The following is a 20,659-nucleotide window of genomic DNA, read 5'->3' as shown; positions in this document are numbered from 1 at the left end:
TGGATGCGGGCCTTTTACCGCCGCCGCCTTCGAATGCAATAGCGTTTTGCGCCTCATCATGGATTTTTGTGAAGAAACCATGACCAGTGTCTTTTTGGGCGCTGCCGTTATCCGCTTCGCGACCGGCGCCAGCTCAGATAGTCCTGAATGGTTTTTGCGGCGATTGCCTCCATCGTGGAGGCGGGGACTGCGGCCCACGGGTCCGAACCTTTGGCCGGAATGTTCTCCTGTCCCTGCATGCGGTGCAGGCGCGCACCGGAACCATCGAGAATGTCCCACACATAGATGATCGTCACCTTGCCGCTGTCGGCGAAAGCGGAGAAATAGCCTTTCAGGATGTGTTCCGTGCTCGTATCGCCGGACGGCCGTATCGTCAGCCCGCCCGCGCGGGCCTGCGCACCCAGCTGACGCGACAGCGGCGTGACCGCCTGCACCGGTGCGCCGATAATCGGCAGGAAGCGGATCGTCCCGGTTGAGGGACCGGATGACGGCAGCGATGCGCCCTGTTGAGGAGAAGGTTGTCCGGTCGCCGCGGATTGCTGGGTCTGCCGCGGTTGCGCTCCCTGGTCCTGCCATTGCGGAGGAGGGCCTGAGGACGCGGGTGACACGGCGTTTCCAGATTCCAATGCGCGCGCCTGCGCTTCCAGCGTGTTCTGAGGCCCGGATTGATAGACACCCCGCCCGCCGCCGCCGCTGAACGTCTCCGGCTGCGAAGATCGGGCCATGCGGTCGGTGTCGCCTTGCGTCACCGGCGTTGATGTCCGCGCATTTGCGCCCGCGACCTCCGCCTGCGGCGTCAACGCTTCCGTCGTGTTGCAGGATGAGAGGGCGAGCGCGACAAGCAAGGCGGAAAACAGTCCTCCGTAAAGCCGCATGCCCGCCCTCCTGCCAAAGATTCCCTAGGCCCGAAGCTTATGGTTCCTTCGGGAACTGTCAATCCGCAGATGAGAGACTGGAATCAGCGCAAAATAAGGTCGAGATCGTGGCGCGAAAGCGGCTGCGGATCTGATTCCGTCGTCAGATAGGTATGGCCGAGCGTCATTGCTGCGCCGCTGTCGGAATCCATGATGATCATATGAATGAAAAGCGTCATGCCGGGCAGAATTTCCTGCGGGTTGCCCACGTGGAACATCTGGTGCTCCATCCAGGAAGGGGAGAAGCGGGCGCCGAGCGAATAACCGCAGGCGTTCAGACGATGACGCGACAGGCCGCGTTCGTCCAGGATACGCGCGTGGGTATCGAAGACGTCGCCGAAAACGTGACCGGGCCGCAGCACACCTTCGATCGCCTGGATGGTCTCGTGACAAGCCTTGAAAAGTTCCTGGTGGCGCATGGAAGGTTCGCCGATCAGGACCGTACGCATCATTGCCGCATGGTAATGGGCTGCAGCGCCGGCCCATTCGAGCGTCAACTGGTCGGTGGCATCCAGACGGCGGCGTCCGGCCTTGTAGCGGCAGAGCAGGGCATCGGCGCCGGAGCCGATGATGAATTCGTTGGCCGGATAGTCCCCGCCGCCCAGGAAGACCGCGCCCTGCATGGCCGCCAGGATTTCCGCCTCGTCGCCGCCGGCCTTGATCAAGGGCAGCGCTGCATCGAGCGCGTCATCGGCCAGTTCGGCCGCGCGCTTCGCATAGGCTATTTCGGCAGCGCTCTTCACCAGACGCAAGCCGCTCACGAGGTAGGACGCGTCACTGATCTGTCCGAAAGTGGAGAGCTGATTGTCGAGCAGGCGCGCGACCCGCCCGGTCATGCCATGCGTGTCATATTCGACGCCGATCCGGGCGCCGAGGAGATCCATGTCGCTCAACAGGTTCTTGAGGTCGAGCGTGGGATCGGCATTGGCACGATCCACCCAGACGACGATGTTGTCGATCGTCGAGGTGTGACGCGCCTGGCGCAGGTCCGCCGAGCGCGTGAGCAGCGTCATGGTTCCGTCCGCCTTGACGATCAGCGTCTGAAAAAAGCAGTAGCCGAATGTGTCGTAGCCGGTCAGCCAGTACATGCTCTCCTGTGCGAAGAGCAGGAGAGCATCGAGCTTCTCGGTTTTCATCCTCTCCGTGAGCCGCGCGAGGCGATCGGCATATTCGCTCCTCTCGAAATGCAGGGCCATGTCAATTCTCCCGAATAGCAATTGCTGAAATCTGGCGGCCGTAATCCGGCTCCTGGGCGTGCGTGGTGCGGCGATAGGAGAAGAATCTCCCGGCATCCGGATAGGTATCCAGTCCGAGATTTTCGGCCTGGATGCCGGCCGCGGCCAGCCGCCTCATCGTCAGCGCCGGCAGGTCGAACATAAAATGTTCCGGTTTTGCCGACGGGGTGAAAAAGATCTCATAGGAAGGGTCGACGGCCAAAAACCGGTCGATGAATTCCGGACCGACCTCATAACTTTGCGGGCCGATCGACGGTCCTAATACGGCGGCAATCTTTTCGCGGGCTGCACCGAGCGAAACCATGGCTTCGACCGTGTTTTCGAGAACGCCTCCGAGTGCCCCTTTCCAGCCGGCATGTGCCGCCCCGACCACGCCGTTTTCGGCATCTGCAAAGAGTATCGGGCCGCAGTCGGCGGAAAGGACACCCAGCACCACGCCGGAAACGCTGGTCACCATGGCGTCGGCTTGGGGGCGCTCGCCCGAATAGGTTGCGTCGACGACAAACACGTCCGGAGAATGCACCTGGTGAACGGTCGCGAGCTTTTCGACCGGGAGGCCGAACCAGGAAGCCACGCGGGCCCGGTTCTCCATGACCTTCTGGCGATCGTCGCCAGACCCGATGCCGACGTTGAGACCGGCATACAATCCTTCCGAAACGCCGCCCTGGCGGGTGAAAAAACCATGTTGGATGGCGGCGCCGCCTCTTTCGTTCAGTGAAGGGCTTTCAATCGGCGTCGGCAAGGGTCTGTCCTGCATCGGCGTTGTTTATCCCATTGATTTTCAAGGAGTTTTACGCAAGCGTTTAAGATTGATCGCCGCTTCGATTTAGGGCGAGAGTGGCGTAAGGGAAGGGCGGATGTCAATCCACCGGACGGAAGGGCATCAAATTGAGAGCGGGGCTGGACACGGCAATCACCTTGAAGAGTTCGCCCATCTTGCCGGCACCTTCGCCGGCCAGCCGGTCGACGGCAGCGGCGATCAGACGCTGCTCGGGGGGCTCCTTGTCTTTGGCGAGCGCGGTTGCGCGTTCTGCCAGGCCAAGGCCGAACAGAAAGTCGCCCTGGCGGAGGCCGCCGTTGAGATGCACGCCCATCGAAACCGCGACCTTGGCGAGGTCCTCGAAATCCACATGGCTCGTCAGGTCGGCCTCGCCGGGATGAGCCAGCGGCGGGTCGAAGTCGTGGTTGCGGACCGCCTGAAGCGTATCGCCGAAGCCAGTGACCGTGTGGCCGTAGTCGATAACCAGCGCTGTTCCGCCGAAGGTTTTGAGCCGGTCGCACAGCGTCTGCATCACAGCCTGCCTGGCGGGCGCCACTTCGAAGACGGTGCCGTCCGGAATGGAGCCTGGTGGCGAGGGCAGCAGGCTCGGATCAAGCGTCGCCACGCCTGCAGCAAAGGTCAGTTCGTCATTCGCCCCGAGCCCCACGAGGCGCTCCCGGAAGCCCGTGGGCGTCTTCACGAACTGGCGGATCGGAATTGCGTCGAAGAGCTCGTTCGCCGCAATCAGGGTAAAACCTTCCGGCACTTCCTCGAAGGCATCATGCCAGGAGATCTTGGTGGAATAGGCCTCCAGCGTTACCCGCTGAACGCCGCGCAGCCTTTCGCTGGTCTCGACCAGATGGACATGCAGCCCCTCGAAGAGCGGCGGCGCAATGCGCTTTATGACCCGCAGCATGTCGGTCATCATCGTGCCTCGGCCAGGCCCGATCTCCACCAGCTGAACCGCACCGGGCGTGCCGTGACGTTGCCAGGCATGCACCATGAAGATGCCGATCATCTCGCCGAAGAGCTGGCTGATCTCGGGCGCTGTGATGAAATCGCCATGGCGGCCGAACGGTTCGCGCGTCCGGTAATAGCCGTAGTCGGGATCGGCAAGGCAGAGCGCGAAATAATCCGTCACGCTGATCGGGCCGTTGGTCCGGATCAGGTTCTTGATCTTGTCGGCGAGAGGGGTGCTCACGTGGCCGTGCCTCCGCTCAGGGCTGCGCCGATGCCGAAGCCGACGCCGCGGCACGGGCCCGAAGGATGGCCCAGAGACCCACGGCGATCATCGGCACGGAAAGAACCATACCCATGGTAAGCCAATCGGTGTCAAGCAGGTAGCCGAGCTGCGCGTCCGGTTCGCGGAAGAACTCCACGAAAATGCGGCATAGCGCGTAACCGACGACGAAGGTTCCGGCGATCACCCCCGGCGCTTTCAGCGCCTTGAACCGGAAGATCATCAGGACGAGGACGAGCAGCAGGACTACGCCCTCGAGGCCGGCCTCGTAAAGCTGGCTCGGATGCCGCGCGAAGGGTCCGCCGGTCGGGAAAACCACCGCCCAAGGCGCATTGCTCAGGCGGCCCCAAAGCTCACCGTTGATGAAGTTCGCGATACGGCCGAAGAACAGGCCGAACGGAACGACGGCGGCGACCGTATCGAACATGCTCCAGACCGGGATGTCGTTCCTGCGCGCGAAAAGGATCATCGCCAGTGTGGCTCCCAGGAAGCCGCCGTGGAACGACATTCCGCCGTTCCAGATCTCGACGGCCCGAAGCGGATTGGCCGCAACCATCGGGAAGTCGTAAAACAGAATATAGCCGATCCGCCCGCCAAGCACGATGCCGGCGGCGACCCAGACCAGAAAATCGTCGAGATGGGCGGCAGTGATCGGCGGCCGGTCGTTTTTCCAGAGGGAAGCGTTTGCGGCAAGCCGGCGGGCATAGAGCCAGCCGAGCAGGATGCCGGCAACATAGGCAAGCCCATACCAGTGAACGGCCAAAGGGCCGACGGAGAACGCCACCGGATCGATGTTCGGGAACGGCATAAGGGCGAAAAGATGAAGGCCGTCGTGCAATCTACAGGGTTCCCTACTAACCGTATCGCCGCGGAACATGGCGTTGCGGCCATCGGCGGTCAAGGCGAATCTCAGCTGGCGCCCATGCTAACAGTGGATGATGCTTGCAAGCCGGCCGTTCAGGCCCTACTTCAGATCAAGGACATTGCCGAGCGATCAGCCGGCCAGACGATATGGGAGTTCAGAACCATGGCAACCGGAACGAACCGCATTCTCGACGATTTTGCCCGGCTGATGACGGATGCCGCCGGCGCCGCGCAAGGCGTGCGCAAGGAGGTTGAAACTGCGTTTCACGCTCAGGCCGAGCGGTTTCTCAACAATATGGACGTGGTCAAGCGCGAGGAATTTGAAGCCGTCCGCGAGATGGCCGCGAGAGCCCGCGACGAGAACGAAGCGCTGAGGGCCCGCATTGAAGCGTTGGAAGCGAAGCTTTCAGGGCAGTAAGGAAATTGCTCCCGGCCTGCCGGTCGGGGATAATTCAACTGCGGTCAAAAAGATTCCTCCAGCTTCATCAACGCCGCTCCGACATTTTTTCCTCCTCGGATCCTCGTCCTCCGGAACCTGGGCCATAATCCCCGGGTCATCGGATGGGAACCGGGTTCGCGAGCCGGCTGCCTCCTCGGGTTCGCAAGAGCTTGGTTTCCGGTGACGGCCGCTGCCGGACGATCGAAAGGGGGCTGGGAAACCCCCTTAAGATCCAGGGCATGGTCGGGGCAGGCGGAAAGCCTGATGCCTAAAACCTGCTGATACCCTCCGTCTGCCCCATTCCCTTCCAACCGTGCCCGATGAACCGTCGGCGCTGCTATGGGTGTTCCTCTTCAAATGCGGCCTGTTTCCCGGATCGGTCCGGGACGGCTGGCGTCGCGATTGCCGCGCGGGGCCGATTGACGACACAGGCGGCAGAGCTGCTTCGCTCCAAAAAAATGGCGCCCTGTGGACACTGCCAAAAAAGCCAGCGTCCAGAGTCAGTTATGACTCCCTTCTGATCTCCGACACGAAGATGTTTCCACGGTTGATTGATCAAAATGGAGGGAAAGGGGCTGGCAGCCGGACTCCGTGTAGGTACACTGATTTTAAAGGATGATTCGAAACGGCTTGGTAAGCTCCAGACAGGGTGACTGCGTTATTCTGGCAGGCGTCGGGCGATCGTCCAAAATGTTGTTCCCGGTCATTGTTCGCGTGTTTTGGCGTATCTCGCACGAATCCGCATTCATTCCGGTCAAGAAGGTGCCGCATGAGCCTTATGGAAATGGAAATCGAACGCCAGTCGAATCCGGTCGACATGATCGAGTTCGTTGCAGCTTCGAACGATTGGACGTTCGAACGGTCCGGCGAGGACGAAATCGCCATGACCGTGGAGGGCCGCTGGACTGACTACCATGTTTCCTTCTCCTGGATGGAGGAGTTCGAAGCGCTGCACCTGGCCTGCGCCTTCGACATCAAGATCCCCGACATGCGGGTCAACGAGGTGATCCGCCTGCTCTCCCATGTCAACGGACAGGTGCTGATGGGGCATTTCGATCTGTGGCGTCAGGAGGATGTGATCATCTTCCGCCAGTCACTGCTGCTTGCCGGCGGCGCGGAGCCCAACAACCAGCAGGTCGAAGTTCTGCTTTCCAGCGCGCTCGAAGCCTGCGAGGCTTACTATCAGGCCTTCCAGTTCGTCGTCTGGTCCGGCATGGAAGCGAAGGCGGCCATGGATGCCGTTCTGTTCGAAACCGTGGGTGAAGCCTGATGGCCTTGGCGCAGATGGGTTCGATCGTCCTCATCGGCGCCGGCAATATGGGCGGTGCCATGCTTTCCGGCTGGCTGAAGAACGGCGTGCCGGGATCTTCCGTGACTGTCATCGACCCGTCGCCCTCGGAAGCGATGAAGCTTACGATTGCCGAGGCCGGCGCCCGTCATTTTGCGGCGCCTACAAATGAGCTTGCAGCCGATATTCTCTTTCTCGCGGTCAAGCCGCAGTTGATGGATGCGGTGCTGCCGCCGCTGAAGCCAATGGTCGGCGCCGGCACCGTCGTCGTGTCAGTCGCTGCCGGCAAGACGCTTTCCTATCTGCAAGGTTATCTCGGCGACGCCGCCATGGTGCGGGCGATGCCGAATACGCCCGCCATGATCGGCAGGGGGGTGACAGGCGCCTATGCCAATCCCAAGGTCACCGAGGCGCAACGGGAAGCAGTCCAGGCGCTTCTCAAGGTCAGCGGCCCGGTGGAATGGGTGGCGAGCGAAGCCGACATCGATGCCGTCACCGCCGTTTCCGGCAGCGGTCCGGCCTATGTGTTTTATCTCGTCGAGTGCATGGCGGAAGCGGGCCGGAAAGCCGGCCTGCCGGCGGACCTCGCCATGCGGCTTGCGCGGGAAACTGTCTCGGGGGCTGGTGAGCTCCTTCACCAGTCCCCCGATGACGCCTCGAAGCTTCGTCAGAACGTCACCTCTCCAGGTGGAACGACCGCGGCTGCGCTCTCCGTGCTGATGGCTGAGGACGGCATGCAGCCGCTGTTCGACAGGGCGATCGCCGCCGCTCGCAAGCGGGCCGAAGAGCTTGGAAGCTGAGCGACGCCGATGGCCGAACAGATCACCTATGGCGATTTCGAGAGAGTCGATATCCGCGTCGGCACGATTGTCGAGGTTGAACCGTTCCCGGAAGCGCGCAAACCGGCATTCAAGCTGAAGATTGACTTTGGCCCCGAAATCGGCATCAAGAAATCCTCGGCGCAGATCACGGTGCATTATACGCCGGAGACGCTTGTCGGCCGGCAGGTGCTGGGGGTCGTCAATTTCCCGCCGAGGCAGATCGGTCCTTTCCGCTCGGAGGTGCTCACCCTCGGCTTTGAGGACGAAAACGGCGCGATCGTGCTCGCCGCCGTGGAGCAGCCGGTGCCGAACGGCAAAAAGCTGATGTAGGCTTTCTCGGTATCAGTGGATATTGCGGCTCTTGACTTCGGTCAGGCTGAAGGATCGGAATTCCACCTCAAAACCTTGCCGCTGCGGTGAGCAGAACATCATGCCGACGGAAAGCTCGCTGAACTCCGGCGGGAAATAGGCGAGCCGCGCCATGCGCCAATCCGGCCGGGTATCGGGGCGATACTGGATGAAGAGGGCGTCGCCCATGCGGGTGACCCTCACGAACATCTCGCTGAAATCCTCTGTCAGGCGGAACGCCGACCAATCCGAGTGACCATTGGTGACGACGACGCTGAAATGGCGGGCTCCGTCGGTGAATTCGATGCCGCATTTCATCCAGTGCGTTTCGTCGTGGCGGATCATCAGCCCGGCCTGATCGTAAAGCGTTTCGTAATGGCCAACGAAGGACGTTTCGGCAGTGAAGTCGCCGGACCGGCGCTGGTGGAGAAAATGGCCATTGTCGCGATGAAAACCGTAATAGGTGCCCTGCCAGAAATCGGTATCCTTGCCGGAGCGGACGACCAGCCGGTCACGGTCGAGACGGCTTTCGGTCGGTGGGTTCAACCATTGCATTTCGGAAAGGTCGAAGGACATTTTTTCTCGCTTTAGGCCGGTATTCGGACGACGGCCCGCAGGCCGCCTCTGGGACTGTCGGCGAGCGTTACATTGCCGCCGTGGGCACGGGCGACGTCGCGGGCGATGGCGAGCCCGAGGCCTGTCCCGGACGCGTTCAGATTGCGAGCCTCGTCAAGCCGGTAGAACGGCTTGAACACATCCTCTCGCGCTTCGACGGGGATGCCGGGGCCGTCGTCGTCGAGCGTCAGCGTCAGCCATTTTGCGCTGTGCCGGGCATCGATATGCAGAGTGCTCGCATACCGCTCCGCGTTGGAAACAAGATTGCTGAGAAGCCGGGTAAAGGCGTTCGGACGGACGGCGATTTCGTCTTCACCGTCGATCTCGTAGGTCATCGTCTTGCCGCGAATGGAAAAATCGCAGCGCAATTTTTCAAGCAATTCACTAAGGCGTAGTTCGCCGAAATCCTCCTCCGCCTCACCCTTGGCAAAGGCGAGATAACCTTCCAGCATCGACTGCATGTCGTCGACATCCTGGCCCATGCCGGCAAGCTCCGGCTTGTCGCCGGCCAGCGCGAGTTGCAGCTTGAAGCGCGTCAATATGGTCCTGAGGTCGTGGCTGATGCCGGCGAGCATCGCAGTGCGCTGCTCCATCTGGCGCTCGATGCGTTCGCGCATCTGGATGAAGGCGAGGCCGGCGCGGCGAATTTCGTCGGCGCCGCGCGGCGAAAATCCCTCGGTCTTCTGTCCCTTGCCGAAGCTTTCGGCCGCCTGTGCGAGCGCCAGGATCGGCCGGATCTGGCCGCGCAGGAAGAGAATGGAAATGACCGCCAGCACGAAGGCCGTGCCGACCATCCAGACAAGAAAGATATGGGTGTTCGACGCATAGGTCGAGCCGCGGCGGGTGAATACTCTCAACACCCGGTCGTCGAACTTGATGCGGATCTCGACGAGCCGGCTGTCTCCCACCGTGTCGATCCAGAAGGGCATCTGGATCTGGCGGGTGATCTGTTCGGCCAGAATATCATCGAGGATCGAGAAGAAGGGGCGCGGGCGGGGCGGCGGCAGCTGGCCGTTTTCCTCGACGGCGACGGTGAGGTTCAATGCGTCGTCGGCGATGCGGGTGATCGCATCGTAATTTCCATCCTGCGGATAGCTCTTGATGACCTCGATGATGCCGGCGATGTCGCGGACCGTGCCCTCGGAAAGGCGCTCGGTAACCATGCGCCAGTGCCTCTCCATGAAGACGGCGGCAACGACCGTCTGCAAAAGCAGCATGGGCAGGATGACGATCAGCAGCGAACGGGTATAGAGGCCGGTCGGCAGGCGGCGGCGCAGCCATCGCGCGAACGGTCGCCAGCCGGGGATGACGAACCGGTCCATGTCGCGTTTGAGGGTGTCAAAAAAAGCCATCCGCCTTCCGCTGTGTCCGCTTTGTCGGACTAATCGATACTCAGTCGGTATCCGATGCCGCGCACCGTCTGAAGATAAACGGGGTTGGCCGGATCTTCCTCGATCTTACGCCGCAAACGGTTGATCTGCACGTCAATCGTGCGTTCGCCGACCTCCGCATCGTCGCCGATCAGCTCGTGGCGGGGAATGGTGTCGCCCGCCCGCAGCGCGAAAAGCAGCATGATTTCCTGTTCCCGGTCGGTCAGCCTGATGGTTTCCGCCGCCCTGCGCAACTCCTTGCGCGGGATCGAGAATGTGAACGGCCCGAACATGATCTGCTCGATCTTCGGCGTATCGGGCGAGGAACTGCGGCGCAGGATGTTGTTGATGCGCAGCACCAGTTCGCGCGGGTCGAAGGGCTTGGCCAGATAATCGTCGGCGCCCGCTTCGAGACCCTCGATGCGCGACTGGGCCTCGGCGCGCGCCGTCAGCAGGATCACCGGAATGGTCTTCTTCTGATAAAGCGACTGCGTGAGCGAAAGGCCGGATTCCCCGGGCATCATCACATCGAGGATGATCAGGTCGAAATGCAGGCCTTCCAGCTTGCGGCGTGCTTCGGCAGCATCGCCTGCGACAGTAACCCGAAAGCCCTGTTCCATGAGGTAGCGATTCAGCAGATCGCGGATACGGGTATCGTCATCGACCACGAGGAGATGGGGGGCGTCGTCAGAAGGGGGCGTTTTCGTCATTTGCTCAATCCAGGTCACTGTCGATCGGCTCGAGATTTTCATCGCGTCCGCGCATTTTACGCAGGAACTGCTTTACCGCAGCCCGCATTTCAGGCGTCAAATCCTCCATGGCGAGAGCGATACGGCGCGATTGCGGCTCCGAAAGGGCGAGCGCCAGCTCCCGGCCAGCCAATGTCGGGTAAAGCCTGCGCTGGCGGCGATCCTTGGCGCCTGCCATCTGACGGATATAGCCCAGCTCGATAAGCTGCTTCAGCACGCGCGCAAGGCTCTGTTTGGTGATTTGCAGCGTATCCAGAAGATCCGCCACCATCATGCCCGGCTGACGGCTTACGAAATAGACCACCCGGTGATGAGCCCGGCCCATGCCGATCTTGGCGAGGATTGCATCGGGGTCGGACACGAAGTCGCGGTAGGCGAAAAAAAGCAACTCAATCGTCTCAAAGTCGATCTGTGCTTCATCCACCGCCGGCATCGGCGGCATGGCCTTCTGGACGGCTCTTCCCGTCGATGTGCGCGCCACTCGCGTTCCCTTTCCTGACGGCTCCTTGCCAAAGGCTGAAGCTCTTTTTGCCGATTATCGATTGTAGCCTTCCGTCCGTCATAAAGCGCGAACGGTTTGAACAATCAACAGCATTTGTTGGAAGAGGCGGTCACGCTGTCGGGGACAGGCGAAAGGGCGCCGGGGAGGCGCCCTTTGAGGAATGTCATTCGTAGATGTGAACGATGCGCCGGGTGCCGGGATCGACGAGGACGCGCCGATCGTTGACCACGACATAGTTGTAATCATAGTCGGGCACTTCGCTGACGACGACGTCCGCAGGAAGCGTTGCGCCGACGACAACCTCGTTGCTGACCTGGATCGATTGCGCCGGATGCTCCTCGATATAGCTGATGACCGTCTCAGGCGGGTCAACCACTTCCACAGCGCCGACCGGACCAAGCAGGACATCGCCGGGGGCAGGGGATGGAGCGGCAGGGACGACACTGGCCGTGGTCTCATAGGTCACGGTCGGGACGTCGTACTGGGTGCGGTATTCCTGAACTACCACCGGCGATCCTTTATGCCGTATGGTCAGATATTCAGCGAACACCCAGCCTCGCATGCCGTTGACTTCGATACGGCACCAGTTGCTGCCTTCGACACAGCCGTCCATCATGGCGGGGCTGCCTCGGGTGGCAAGGCCGATCTCGGGATAGTTCTGACCGGGGCCGGAACGGACGACGATATCTGACGCGGTCGTGGTGGCCATCTGGGCCGCAGCAGGCAGAGCCAGCGCCGAAAAAACGGAGCCCAGGGCCAGGCATTTCAACCAAGTCGTCATGGACTTTCTCCTCATGTTGACTGGCGGGGAAACCCTTTCGCTCCTCGGTGGTTCCGTTCTGTCAGGGCAGATTCTTCAAGCTGTGTCGTGTCCGCAACAGCGCAAACGACGTGCGGAACTTTTGTGAGCGCCGGCCATTGATGTGGCCAAACAGGCTGGAGAAACGCCATGATCGCCCAGACATTTTCTGCCCTTCCTCCTATGAAGACGGACGCTGTTGCAGCGGAAAATCCGCTGAAGGGGGTTCTCGTCACCGTATTCACGCTAAAGATTATCGTATCGGCATTTCTGCTCGCGACGGTATCGCTCGCTCCTCCCGTCGCGGCCAACGAGAACTATAAGACGCTCGCCCTCATCGATTGATTTTTCCGCTGTCATGCCCGTCGTTTCCCGTTATACCCCGGCTGACCTATCAATTGAGCCGAGGCATCATGGGCAAGTTACAGGCGGGCATCATCCCGGTTACGCCATTTCAGCAGAACTGCACGATCCTCTTCGACGACGAGACCAAGGAAGGTGTCGTCATCGATCCGGGCGGCGATGTGCCGGCCATCCTTGAGGTCGTCAAGGAAAACGGCATTACGCTCAAGGAGATATGGCTGACGCACGGGCATATCGACCATGCCGGGGGCGCGGATGAGTTGCGCGAGGCGCTGGGCATTGAGGTGATCGGGCCGCACAAGGCAGATCTTCCGTTGCTGCAGAACCTGGAGACCCAGGCGGAAAAGTTCGGAGTGAAGATGACGGTACGGAATCTCACGCCGGATCGCTGGCTCAACGAGGGAGACCGGGTTTCATTCGGCGATCACGTTTTCGAAGTCTTTCATTGCCCCGGTCACGCACCGGGCCACGTGATCTACTACAATCGCGATCAGGGTTTCGCCCATCTCGGCGATGTGCTGTTCAACGGCTCGATCGGCCGGACCGACTTGCCTGGCGGCGATCACGAGACGCTTCTGGCATCGATCCGCGACAAGGTCCTGCCTCTTGGAGATGACGTCGGCTTTATCTGCGGTCACGGGCCGGGAAGCCGGATCGGCGACGAACGTAGATCCAATCCCTTCCTTCGCGGGCTCTGACAGAGGCCATGGGATGCATAGACAAAAAGAAAACCCGGCATATCTGCCGGGCCTCAACTCGAATAGAAGCCTTTAAGGCTTAACCAGCGATCTGCAGGTTGACGGCCTTGGGGCCCTTGCCGCGACGATCCGGTTCCGTGTCGAAGCTTACCTTCTGATTTTCTGAGAGACCGGACAGGCCGGAAGCCTGTACGGCAGAGATATGGACAAAGATGTCGGCGCCACCACTATCAGGCTTGATAAAGCCGAAGCCTTTGTCGGTATTGAAGAATTTTACAGTGCCAGTCTCGGCCATGCAGCAGGTCCTTTTCTTTCTGTCCGTGTTCAGCGGCGGACAGCATCATGGTATTGCCCCGAAGGGCGGCGGCAGGCAGCTTTAAGAAAGGGTCCCTGTGTTTACCGCGGCGACCGGCAGGAATAGCTTTGAAAATCTCTGCCCCCAGCCCCCGCCCGAAGTCTTGGCGCCTTCGGAGCGCGTCATTATAGGTCTTCCCATGCTCGTAAATTGCCCGAACTTGGACAGAGTGCTGTGTTTATGGAAAATTGGCAAGAAAAAGTTTTTCGAAACCTGACGCCGAGCTAAAATTTGAAATCGCTGAAACCCCTGGGAATGAGGGGGTTGCGTCCTTTCAGCCGCAGCCGGAGGGGCGATTCATCGCCGGCAATGTTTCCTTAACCCTCTTCCGTGCCATTTCGAAGCAAACGGCGGTAAGAGAAAGACTTCTGTCGGTGCTGGGCTACTTTCGGAAAGAACAGGACAAGCTCCGAGCCATCGGTCCGTCGCCCGCCAGGGTCATCAATCATTTGTCGATTGCCGCCGCCCGAAGGCCCGTGCTGGTCTTGCCGACGAATGCCTGACATTGTGGGGGTGCGAAGGGGCCGCATATGGGGTGGAGGTCAAGGGTTCAAATCGGGCTTCTCCCACGGTGTCCGGGAGGCTTTCGGGAAAGCTCTCATTGAAGGTGGTCGGCGCCAGTTCCGGTCGCGCAAGCGCAAATCCCTGCACCAGCGGAACACCGAGCTCCTTGCAAAGATCAACCTGCCAGACTTCCTCAAGCCCTTCAAATATGGGCTCGATCGCATCATCCAGCATCTGCCGGACGATGACGCGCAGAAGCGCAAAGCCGGCGGAATTGTCGAGAAAGTCGCGCACCCAGGAGGCGTCGAACTTGGCATAATGCGGCCGGATGCGCTTGAGGCGGGCAAGATCGGAATCCCCCGCACCATAGTCGTCGACCGCCACCTGGAAGCCGATCGCCCGCATCTGCTCGGTAAAAGCCACGACGATATCGTCCGAGGCACCGGATTTTTCCGAAATCTCGCAGACGATGCGCTCCGTTCCAAAGCCCGCCTCGTGTGCCGCGAGCTTGATGCGTTCGACTTCCTGGCGCATCTCGGAGGAGGTGCGGAAGAGACCGGGATGGAATTTTACGAAGATCCTGGCGCGGGCACGATTGAGCCGTCCGGTGTTGAGAATGTGGATCGTTCGCGAGATGCTGTCGACGTCGGCGATGTCGGCTGGCGAGACCAGCCGGAAAAATTCGGCCGGGGATACAGGCTCGTTGTCGCGCGAGACGCGCACAAGCCCTTCCAGCGCATCGATCTCCAGCTTGTTCTCAGATGTCAGGCGGAAGATCGGCTGCAGCGCCGACTGCAGCACAAAGGGACCATAGGCGGTGGAGAAGGCGCCGTCTTCGCTACGCACCAGATTGGCAAAGATGCTTCTCTGCGTCATGCCATCGGACTTTCCTTGCTTGTCCTTCTGGTTGTAGCAGGCAAGGGTTACGTGGTTGTAAAGAAGGTTTCGAAGGTTTTAATCAGCTTCTTTGATCGGTCGCATTCAAGCTTTCCGCTTGAAACCCCGTCATAGTTTAGACATAGAGCGTGGGGCGGTTTCGGCGCGCGATGCCGCCCTTGTTCAACAGCTCTTCAGGACGAAGATTATGGCCTTTCTTGCCGACGCTCTTTCCCGCGTAAAGCCCTCCGCCACCATCGCCGTTTCCCAGAAAGCCCGCGACCTCAAAGCGAAAGGCCGCGACGTGATCGGGCTCGGTGCGGGCGAGCCGGATTTCGATACGCCGGACAACATCAAGAAAGCTGCCATCGACGCGATCAATCGCGGCGAAACAAAATATCCGCCCGTCTCCGGCATTCCCCAGCTTCGCGAAGCGATCGCAAGGAAGTTCAAGCGCGAGAACAATCTCGACTACACGCCCGCCCAGACGATCGTCGGCACGGGTGGAAAGCAGATTCTTTTCAATGCTTTCATGGCAACCTTGAATCCGGGTGACGAGGTCGTCATTCCCGCGCCATACTGGGTGTCGTATCCTGAGATGGTGGCGATCTGCAGCGGCACGTCGGTCTTCATCGAAACCAAGCAGGCAAACAATTTCAAGGTAACCGCCGAAGATCTCGAAAAGTCGCTCACTCCCAAGACGAAGTGGTTCCTGTTCAATTCGCCGTCCAACCCTTCGGGTGCCGCTTATAGTCATGACGAACTCAAGGCGCTGACCGACGTTCTTTTGAAGCATGAGCATGTCTGGGTGCTGACCGACGACATGTACGAGCACCTTACCTATGGCGATTTCAAGTTCGTGACTCCGGTAGAAGTGGAGCCGAAGCTCTATAACCGCACGCTGACGATGAATGGCGTCTCCAAGGCCTATGCGATGACCGGGTGGCGTATCGGTTATGCGGCCGGTCCGGTTGAACTCATCAAGGCGATGGACATGATCCAGGGCCAGCAGACGTCGGGCGCCTGCACGATCGCCCAATGGGCGGCCGTCGAGGCACTCAACGGCCCGCAGGACTTCATCCCGGCGAACAAGAAAATCTTCGAAGGCCGTCGCGACCTCGTCGTGTCGATGCTGAATCAGGCCAAGGGCATCTCTTGCCCGTCGCCGGAAGGCGCCTTCTATGTCTATCCGTCCTGCGCCGGCCTGATCGGCAAGACCGCGCCGTCCGGCAAGGTCATCGAGACGGACGAGGATTTCGTGACCGAGCTTCTGGAAACGGAAGGCGTCGCGGTGGTTCACGGCTCCGCCTTCGGTCTTGGCCCGAACTTCCGTATCTCCTATGCGACCTCGGAGGATTTGCTCGAGGAAGCGTGCAAGCGTATCCAGCGCTTCTGCGCCAACTGCAAGTAAGCGTTTCGGGGTGATTTAACAAAAGGCCCGCTGGTGACGGCGGGCTTTTTGCTTTCGGCGCCTCAACCTTTCGTCAGTCGCAGAATGGTCGACTTCCCGCCACCGCGCTGTTCGGTGACGGCATAGACGGCGCCGTCGGGTCCGACCTTCACATCGCGGATACGTGCTTTCAGGGGCACGCGCTCCTCGTAAGCCACCTTGTCGCCGTCCATGTGGAGAACGACGATCCCTTGCGAGACAAGGCCGCCGACCAGGAATGAGCCTTTCCATTCCGGTATGGCGTCGGCATCGTAATAGGCCATGCCGGAGGGTGCGATGACCGGATCCCAGTAGTAGACGGGCTGTTCGGTCTCGGCGTTCTGCGTAATCCCTTTGCCGACCGGATCGCCGCTATATTCGATCCCGTAGGTCACTTCCGGCCAACCGTAGTTTTTGCCCGCTTCGGGCCGGTTCAGTTCATCACCGCCGCGGGGGCCGTGCTCCACGGTCCACAAACGACCCTGACCGTCGAGGGTCGCCGCCTGCAGGTTGCGGTGTCCGAGGCTCCAGATCTCCGGTTGGGCCCCTTGCCGATCGACAAAGGGGTTGTCGGGCAGCGCCTTCCCATTGGCGTCGATGCGGAAGATCTTTCCCAGGCCGCTGTTCAGATCCTGGGCCTGCACGCGGGGCTCGGGGTCGGAGCGTTCGCCGACGGTCACGTAGAGTTCGTTCCTGGGGCCGAACGTCAAACGGGAGCCGAAATGATTGTTGCCGTCATAGCTCGGCATCTGGCGGAAGATGACCTTGACGTTCTCCAGCTTTCCGCCGCCGCGGTCGTCCGGGACGAGCTTGGCGGAGGCGACGGAAGTGCCGTTGCCCTGGTCTCGCTGCTCGGAGAAGGAAAAGAAGATCAGGCTCGAGGTCGCGAAATCGGGGGCAAGAGCGACATCCAACAGTCCACCTTGCCCGCGGGCGAGGACATCGGGAACGCCCTCGATTTCAGGTCCCGCTTCACCTTCAGCAGAGACGATATGCATGGCGCCGGCCTTTGCCGTCACCAGCATGCGGCCATCGGGCAAGAATTCCATCGCCCAGAGGTGCGGCAAGTCTTCAGCGATGGCTTCGGCCTTGATCTCCGGCACCCTGTCCGGCTGAGGCGCGCGTGTCTGTCCGGCAAAGGCCGGCTTCTGACCGGGCGCATTCGGACGCTTGGTCTCTGCCGGGCGGCCTTGTGTCTGAGCGAGCAACGGGCTGGCCATCAAGGCAACGGAGAGCATGGACCCGGTCACAAGTAGGGCAAGGCGCTTCATTTCAGAACTCCTGGATGCGCGGCCTGAGAGCCGCGAAAGCTTCTCATCTCGGTGCTGCGTGCTACTCGCGGCATCGTCGTGATCGCTTCAATCTAGGGCGTTCGTTGCGAATGGCCTTACACGCGGCATTCAAGATTACTTTATCGACGCTGCAGAGCGTCCCAAGAGGCACCCGGGGCGCTCAACGCTTGCGGCTTTCACCTGCCGCGTCGCCTGTCGAACACTCAGTCCATCAGTTCAGCGGGAACCTTGCCGCCGTTTTCGCTCAGCCTCTTCATCAGTGCCTTGTGCAGCCACATGTTCATTTCGGCCGAGCCGTCTTTTTCACCGGTATAGCCGAGCTCGTCAGCCAGTTCCTTGCGGGCAGAAAGGCTCGAATCCAGATCGAGCGCCTTCATCAAGTCGACGATGGATTTGCGCCAGTCGAGCTTCTGGCCGCTCTTCTTGACGGCGGCGTCCAGGATCGGCGTGATGTCCACGGGACCGGCGGATGGGGCAGCGTTTGGTGCCGGGGTGGTTGTGGGCGAGGGGTTGGCCGAAGGCGTTGCCGCTGAGGGGGCGGAGGTTGCCGTTGGTGCCGCCGAGGCCTGGGTGGCCACGGCAGGTTTCGGGGTGGCGGCCTGAGCCTGTCCGCTACCGAAAATCGCGTTCTTGATCTTGTCGAAGATACCCATAGTCGTCTCCCTGCAAATGCGTTTGCCGGAAGGACATCGGGCGCGATCGGCAATTCTCAAGAGCGCGGCCGCAGGCAAAGCAAATTTCCTGCGGCCGGCGACTGGATCAGGCCGTGCCCCAGATAGCCTCTGCGGTCTTAACCACCAGTTCCAGCTTGCGCTTCTGGTCGTCTTCGGTGATCGAGTTGCCTTCTTCCGTGGAAGCGAAGCCGCATTGCGGCGCGATGCCGAGCTGGTCGATATCGGCATATTTCGCGGCTTCGTCGAAGTGGCGGCGCAGCGAATCCAGGCTTTCCAGTTCACCGGTCTTGGTGGTGATGAAGCCCGGATAAACGCGCTGCTTGCCCTTTTGAAGGAGGCTCAACGGTTGGAGCCCGCCGGCGCGTTCGGTATCGTATTCCATGAAGAACATGTCGACGCCGGTGTGGTTGAAGATCGCATTGGCTGCCGCATCATAGCCGCCTTCGGCAGCCCAGGTGGAGCGGAAGTTGCCGCGGCACATATGCATGCCGATTAGCATGTCCTTCGGGCGGTCCTTGATGGCCTCGTGCATCATCCAGGCGTATTTCCTGATCAGCCAATCCGGATCAAAACCTTCCTCGCGTTTCATGGCGCGCTGCTTTTCGTCGCCGAGATAGGCGAAATAGATGTCGTCCATCTGCAGGTAACGGCAGCCGGCCTCATAGAATTTCTGCACCGCCTTGGCGTAGGTCCTCGCGAGATCGGCAAACAGCGCCTCGACGTCCTGATATTCGGCCGGATAGATATCGGCCTTCGCCGTACGGTAATGCGCGACACTCGGGCCGGGAATGGAGATCTTCGGCGTCACATTGGTGACCGAAGCCAGGTATTTGAAGTGTTCGAGATGCGGATGATCGTCCGGGAAGTCGAGCCGACCGGTGATGGTCGGGAAGGTTGGGGGAAGTTTGACTCCGTGGAAGGTGACGCCCTTGTGGGCTTCGCGGGTGACGAATTCCATGCCATCCAGCTCACCCAGAAAATCGTAGTGCCAGAAGTGGCGGCGCGCTTCGCCGTCGGTCACGACCTTGAGGCCGACGTTCTCCTGCAGCTTGACCAGGTCCTTGATCGCCTCGTCCTCGACCGCCTGGAGTTCGGATGCCGGAATGCTTTTTTCCTCGTAGAACTTCTTGCGGGCTTCCTTGACGGAAGCGGGGCGCAACAGCGACCCGACGTGATCGGCTCTGTAGGGTGGTGTCGACATGAGGTTCCTCCACTGGAATAGAAGGAAGGCTCGAAGAATCCTTCCGAATGCCTTGACTTTATACTCGCCGCCCACCCTCCGAGGCAAATGGAGAAACGGGTTGAAGAGGTTTTCAATGTGATTCCGGACTGGGTGGCAAGTATTTGGCGGAAATGGCTTTTCTACAGGCCCAGAAGGGTCAGCATGATGAACGTGGCGAACAGAACGAAGTGGGTCATGCCTTCGATGGCATTGGTCTGGCCGTCGTTCAGGTTGATGGCTGCCACGACCAGCGTGATCACCACCATCACGGTCTGAACCGGCGTCATCGCCATAACGAAGGGCTGTCCTGTATACAATGCAATACCCTCCATGACCGGCACGGTCAGGATCACGGTGGACAGCGAAGCGCCCATGGCGATGTTGACGACCGATTGCATGCGGTTTTTCAGTGCCGCCCGCAAGGCAGTCAGGATTTCGGGGGCGGCCGAGATGACCGCCACGGTGACCGCCATCAGCGCCGGCGGCGCGCCACTGCCTTCTAGACCGGTATTGAGGAAGGCCGACATGAACTCGGCGAGGAAACCGATGATCAGGACGCCCGCGAGGATGACGGCGATCGAGAGCGCCGAGGATTCCTTTTCGGCTTCTTCGTGGGGCGTCGGTTTGCCAGATGGCTGGCCGGATCGGGGATAGCTGTAACTGAAGAAATAGCTGTGCGTGCCGACCTGCATGCGCAGGAAAAGGGTGTAGAGGGCGATCATCGCGCCGATGGTGAAGGCTGAGTAATAATGCCATTTGGCTGCCGGAATGAATTCCGGCACCATCATGGATATGCCCATGGCCGTCAGGATCATGACGCTGTAGGTGCGGCTGGAATCGTCGTTATAGGGCTGTTCTCCGTGCCGCAGCCCTCCAAGCAAAGCAGCGAGCCCCAAGATGCCGTTGATGTCGAGCATGACGGCCGAATAGATCGTGTCCCTGACCAGCGTGGGAGATGTGGTGCTCCTCATCATGATGGCGAGGATCAGAACCTCCACGGCGACTGCCGAAAGGGTCAGGATCATCGTGCCGTAGGGGTCGCCGACCTTACGGGCAAGGATTTCCGCGTGATGAGCGACACGTGTGGAGGCGAGTATGATGACGCAGATCAGTGCGGCCGCTGTAATCACGGACGCCGTCTCGCCAGCCTCCAGGATGGCGTGTTCGGTCAAAAAGCTTATCCCGACTGCCGCGAGAGCAATGACAAGAAATTTTTCCTGCTTCACGAGAGAGGGCAATGCCACTGGAGGCTCCTGCTGTTGGTTTTGGCGAACTTAATGCCGCCGGGAGCCGCATCAAGGG

General features: G+C 60.5%; 23 protein-coding genes. 7 read left to right on the top strand and 16 right to left on the bottom strand.

Features of this window, described 5'->3' with window-relative positions; translation table 11 throughout:
- Positions 1-107: 107 nt before the first annotated feature.
- The 5 genes from EDE09_RS04015 to lgt form a co-directional block, all read right to left on the bottom strand.
- Positions 108-875, bottom strand: a complete 768-nt coding sequence (locus EDE09_RS04015; RefSeq protein WP_132409039.1) for a hypothetical protein — start codon at positions 873-875, stop codon at positions 108-110.
- An 83-nt stretch (positions 876-958) separates the two neighbouring features.
- Entirely contained in the window at positions 959-2,110 is a 1,152-nt protein-coding gene (locus EDE09_RS04010; protein WP_132409037.1) for a Xaa-Pro peptidase family protein, read from the bottom strand.
- A 1-nt stretch (position 2,111) separates the two neighbouring features.
- The gene (gene pgeF, locus EDE09_RS04005) at positions 2,112-2,906 is read right to left on the bottom strand and encodes a peptidoglycan editing factor PgeF (protein WP_105370269.1); all 795 of its coding nucleotides are present in this window, start codon (positions 2,904-2,906) and stop codon (positions 2,112-2,114) included.
- A 103-nt stretch (positions 2,907-3,009) separates the two neighbouring features.
- Complete coding sequence (locus EDE09_RS04000) at positions 3,010-4,110, bottom strand: class I SAM-dependent methyltransferase (protein ID WP_105370268.1); 1,101 nt, start codon at positions 4,108-4,110, stop codon at positions 3,010-3,012.
- 16 nt (positions 4,111-4,126) lie between these two features.
- Entirely contained in the window at positions 4,127-4,957 is an 831-nt protein-coding gene (gene lgt, locus EDE09_RS03995; protein WP_132409317.1) for a prolipoprotein diacylglyceryl transferase, read from the bottom strand.
- A gap of 219 nt (positions 4,958-5,176) precedes the next feature.
- On the opposite strand from lgt, the gene EDE09_RS03990 reads away from it, so the two are divergent.
- The 4 genes from EDE09_RS03990 (at position 5,177) to EDE09_RS03975 (ending at position 7,891) form a co-directional block, all read left to right on the top strand.
- Positions 5,177-5,431, top strand: a complete 255-nt coding sequence (locus EDE09_RS03990) for an accessory factor UbiK family protein (protein WP_105370367.1) — start codon at positions 5,177-5,179, stop codon at positions 5,429-5,431.
- A gap of 790 nt (positions 5,432-6,221) precedes the next feature.
- A complete protein-coding gene (locus EDE09_RS03985; RefSeq protein ID WP_112800964.1) occupies positions 6,222-6,722 on the top strand; it encodes a YbjN domain-containing protein in 501 nt (166 codons plus the stop codon).
- Positions 6,722-7,540, top strand: a complete 819-nt coding sequence (gene proC, locus EDE09_RS03980) for a pyrroline-5-carboxylate reductase (RefSeq protein WP_132409035.1) — start codon at positions 6,722-6,724, stop codon at positions 7,538-7,540. Before EDE09_RS03985 ends, proC begins: the two co-directional genes overlap by 1 nt.
- Positions 7,541-7,549: 9 nt before the next feature.
- Positions 7,550-7,891 carry a tRNA-binding protein gene (locus EDE09_RS03975; RefSeq protein WP_132409033.1) on the top strand — a complete coding sequence of 114 codons (342 nt, stop codon included), beginning with the start codon at positions 7,550-7,552 and terminating at the stop codon, positions 7,889-7,891.
- A gap of 12 nt (positions 7,892-7,903) precedes the next feature.
- Here EDE09_RS03975 and EDE09_RS03970 read toward each other — a convergent pair whose 3' ends face one another.
- The 5 genes from EDE09_RS03970 to EDE09_RS03950 form a co-directional block, all read right to left on the bottom strand.
- The gene (locus EDE09_RS03970; RefSeq protein WP_132409031.1) at positions 7,904-8,485 is read right to left on the bottom strand and encodes a DUF1349 domain-containing protein; all 582 of its coding nucleotides are present in this window, start codon (positions 8,483-8,485) and stop codon (positions 7,904-7,906) included.
- An 11-nt stretch (positions 8,486-8,496) separates the two neighbouring features.
- On the bottom strand, positions 8,497-9,876 hold the full coding sequence (locus EDE09_RS03965) for an ATP-binding protein (RefSeq protein ID WP_132409029.1): 1,380 nt from the start codon (positions 9,874-9,876) through the stop codon (positions 8,497-8,499).
- A 29-nt stretch (positions 9,877-9,905) separates the two neighbouring features.
- Positions 9,906-10,604: a response regulator transcription factor gene (locus EDE09_RS03960; protein ID WP_112801295.1), complete on the bottom strand. Its 699-nt coding sequence runs from the start codon at positions 10,602-10,604 to the stop codon at positions 9,906-9,908.
- Positions 10,605-10,608: 4 nt separating this feature from the next.
- Entirely contained in the window at positions 10,609-11,085 is a 477-nt protein-coding gene (locus EDE09_RS03955; RefSeq protein WP_105370365.1) for a MarR family transcriptional regulator, read from the bottom strand.
- Between the two features lie 223 nt (positions 11,086-11,308).
- On the bottom strand, positions 11,309-11,926 hold the full coding sequence (locus EDE09_RS03950; RefSeq protein WP_112800975.1) for a DUF1236 domain-containing protein: 618 nt from the start codon (positions 11,924-11,926) through the stop codon (positions 11,309-11,311).
- Between the two features lie 168 nt (positions 11,927-12,094).
- Between EDE09_RS03950 and EDE09_RS03945 the strand changes: the two genes are divergently transcribed.
- Together EDE09_RS03945 and EDE09_RS03940 are read left to right on the top strand one after the other, a co-directional pair.
- Positions 12,095-12,289, top strand: coding sequence for a hypothetical protein (locus EDE09_RS03945; RefSeq protein ID WP_132409027.1), 195 nt, complete (start codon positions 12,095-12,097; stop codon positions 12,287-12,289).
- Between the two features lie 68 nt (positions 12,290-12,357).
- Positions 12,358-13,005: an MBL fold metallo-hydrolase gene (locus EDE09_RS03940; RefSeq protein ID WP_132409025.1), complete on the top strand. Its 648-nt coding sequence runs from the start codon at positions 12,358-12,360 to the stop codon at positions 13,003-13,005.
- Between the two features lie 79 nt (positions 13,006-13,084).
- Here EDE09_RS03940 and EDE09_RS03935 read toward each other — a convergent pair whose 3' ends face one another.
- Complete coding sequence (locus tag EDE09_RS03935) at positions 13,085-13,300, bottom strand: cold-shock protein (protein WP_085424902.1); 216 nt, start codon at positions 13,298-13,300, stop codon at positions 13,085-13,087.
- 501 nt (positions 13,301-13,801) lie between these two features.
- On the bottom strand, positions 13,802-14,740 hold the full coding sequence (locus EDE09_RS03930; RefSeq protein WP_132409023.1) for an EAL domain-containing protein: 939 nt from the start codon (positions 14,738-14,740) through the stop codon (positions 13,802-13,804).
- A gap of 208 nt (positions 14,741-14,948) precedes the next feature.
- Here EDE09_RS03930 and EDE09_RS03925 point away from each other — a divergent pair, with 208 nt between their 5' ends.
- Entirely contained in the window at positions 14,949-16,151 is a 1,203-nt protein-coding gene (locus tag EDE09_RS03925; RefSeq protein ID WP_132409021.1) for a pyridoxal phosphate-dependent aminotransferase, read from the top strand.
- A gap of 62 nt (positions 16,152-16,213) precedes the next feature.
- Here EDE09_RS03925 and EDE09_RS03920 read toward each other — a convergent pair whose 3' ends face one another.
- The 4 genes from EDE09_RS03920 to EDE09_RS03905 all read right to left on the bottom strand — a co-directional run bounded on the left by EDE09_RS03920 (position 16,214) and on the right by EDE09_RS03905 (position 20,601).
- Complete coding sequence (locus EDE09_RS03920) at positions 16,214-17,440, bottom strand: PQQ-dependent sugar dehydrogenase (protein ID WP_132409019.1); 1,227 nt, start codon at positions 17,438-17,440, stop codon at positions 16,214-16,216.
- A 224-nt stretch (positions 17,441-17,664) separates the two neighbouring features.
- Entirely contained in the window at positions 17,665-18,114 is a 450-nt protein-coding gene (locus EDE09_RS03915; protein ID WP_105370255.1) for a DUF3597 domain-containing protein, read from the bottom strand.
- 106 nt (positions 18,115-18,220) lie between these two features.
- The gene (locus tag EDE09_RS03910) at positions 18,221-19,336 is read right to left on the bottom strand and encodes a 5-methyltetrahydropteroyltriglutamate--homocysteine S-methyltransferase (protein ID WP_132409017.1); all 1,116 of its coding nucleotides are present in this window, start codon (positions 19,334-19,336) and stop codon (positions 18,221-18,223) included.
- A gap of 161 nt (positions 19,337-19,497) precedes the next feature.
- On the bottom strand, positions 19,498-20,601 hold the full coding sequence (locus tag EDE09_RS03905) for a calcium:proton antiporter (protein WP_132409015.1): 1,104 nt from the start codon (positions 20,599-20,601) through the stop codon (positions 19,498-19,500).
- Between the last annotated feature and the right edge of the window lie 58 nt (positions 20,602-20,659).

The organism is Neorhizobium sp. S3-V5DH, from assembly GCF_004343065.1.
Taxonomy (GTDB): domain Bacteria; phylum Pseudomonadota; class Alphaproteobacteria; order Rhizobiales; family Rhizobiaceae; genus Neorhizobium; species Neorhizobium huautlense.
This window is presented reverse-complemented; position numbering and strand designations above follow the sequence as displayed.

Bases quoted from the DNA above. Each gene is read 5' to 3' on its own strand.
- EDE09_RS03920 (WP_132409019.1), bottom strand. From the start codon at position 17,440: ATGAAGCGCCTTGCCCTACTTGTGACCGGGTCCATGCTCTCCGTTGCC.
- EDE09_RS03950 (WP_112800975.1), bottom strand. From the start codon at position 11,926: ATGACGACTTGGTTGAAATGCCTGGCCCTGGGCTCCGTTTTTTCGGCG.
- EDE09_RS03970 (WP_132409031.1), bottom strand. From the start codon at position 8,485: ATGTCCTTCGACCTTTCCGAAATGCAATGGTTGAACCCACCGACCGAA.
- EDE09_RS03935 (WP_085424902.1), bottom strand. From the start codon at position 13,300: ATGGCCGAGACTGGCACTGTAAAATTCTTCAATACCGACAAAGGCTTC.
- EDE09_RS03945 (WP_132409027.1), top strand. From the start codon at position 12,095: ATGATCGCCCAGACATTTTCTGCCCTTCCTCCTATGAAGACGGACGCT.
- EDE09_RS03925 (WP_132409021.1), top strand. From the start codon at position 14,949: ATGGCCTTTCTTGCCGACGCTCTTTCCCGCGTAAAGCCCTCCGCCACC.
- EDE09_RS04010 (WP_132409037.1), bottom strand. From the start codon at position 2,110: ATGGCCCTGCATTTCGAGAGGAGCGAATATGCCGATCGCCTCGCGCGG.
- EDE09_RS03910 (WP_132409017.1), bottom strand. From the start codon at position 19,336: ATGTCGACACCACCCTACAGAGCCGATCACGTCGGGTCGCTGTTGCGC.
- EDE09_RS03930 (WP_132409023.1), bottom strand. From the start codon at position 14,740: ATGACGCAGAGAAGCATCTTTGCCAATCTGGTGCGTAGCGAAGACGGC.
- lgt (WP_132409317.1), bottom strand. From the start codon at position 4,957: ATGCCGTTCCCGAACATCGATCCGGTGGCGTTCTCCGTCGGCCCTTTG.
- EDE09_RS03975 (WP_132409033.1), top strand. From the start codon at position 7,550: ATGGCCGAACAGATCACCTATGGCGATTTCGAGAGAGTCGATATCCGC.
- EDE09_RS03960 (WP_112801295.1), bottom strand. From the start codon at position 10,604: ATGACGAAAACGCCCCCTTCTGACGACGCCCCCCATCTCCTCGTGGTC.
- proC (WP_132409035.1), top strand. From the start codon at position 6,722: ATGGCCTTGGCGCAGATGGGTTCGATCGTCCTCATCGGCGCCGGCAAT.
- EDE09_RS03955 (WP_105370365.1), bottom strand. From the start codon at position 11,085: ATGCCGCCGATGCCGGCGGTGGATGAAGCACAGATCGACTTTGAGACG.
- pgeF (WP_105370269.1), bottom strand. From the start codon at position 2,906: ATGCAGGACAGACCCTTGCCGACGCCGATTGAAAGCCCTTCACTGAAC.
- EDE09_RS03915 (WP_105370255.1), bottom strand. From the start codon at position 18,114: ATGGGTATCTTCGACAAGATCAAGAACGCGATTTTCGGTAGCGGACAG.
- EDE09_RS04015 (WP_132409039.1), bottom strand. From the start codon at position 875: ATGCGGCTTTACGGAGGACTGTTTTCCGCCTTGCTTGTCGCGCTCGCC.
- EDE09_RS03940 (WP_132409025.1), top strand. From the start codon at position 12,358: ATGGGCAAGTTACAGGCGGGCATCATCCCGGTTACGCCATTTCAGCAG.
- EDE09_RS03965 (WP_132409029.1), bottom strand. From the start codon at position 9,876: ATGGCTTTTTTTGACACCCTCAAACGCGACATGGACCGGTTCGTCATC.
- EDE09_RS03985 (WP_112800964.1), top strand. From the start codon at position 6,222: ATGAGCCTTATGGAAATGGAAATCGAACGCCAGTCGAATCCGGTCGAC.
- EDE09_RS03990 (WP_105370367.1), top strand. From the start codon at position 5,177: ATGGCAACCGGAACGAACCGCATTCTCGACGATTTTGCCCGGCTGATG.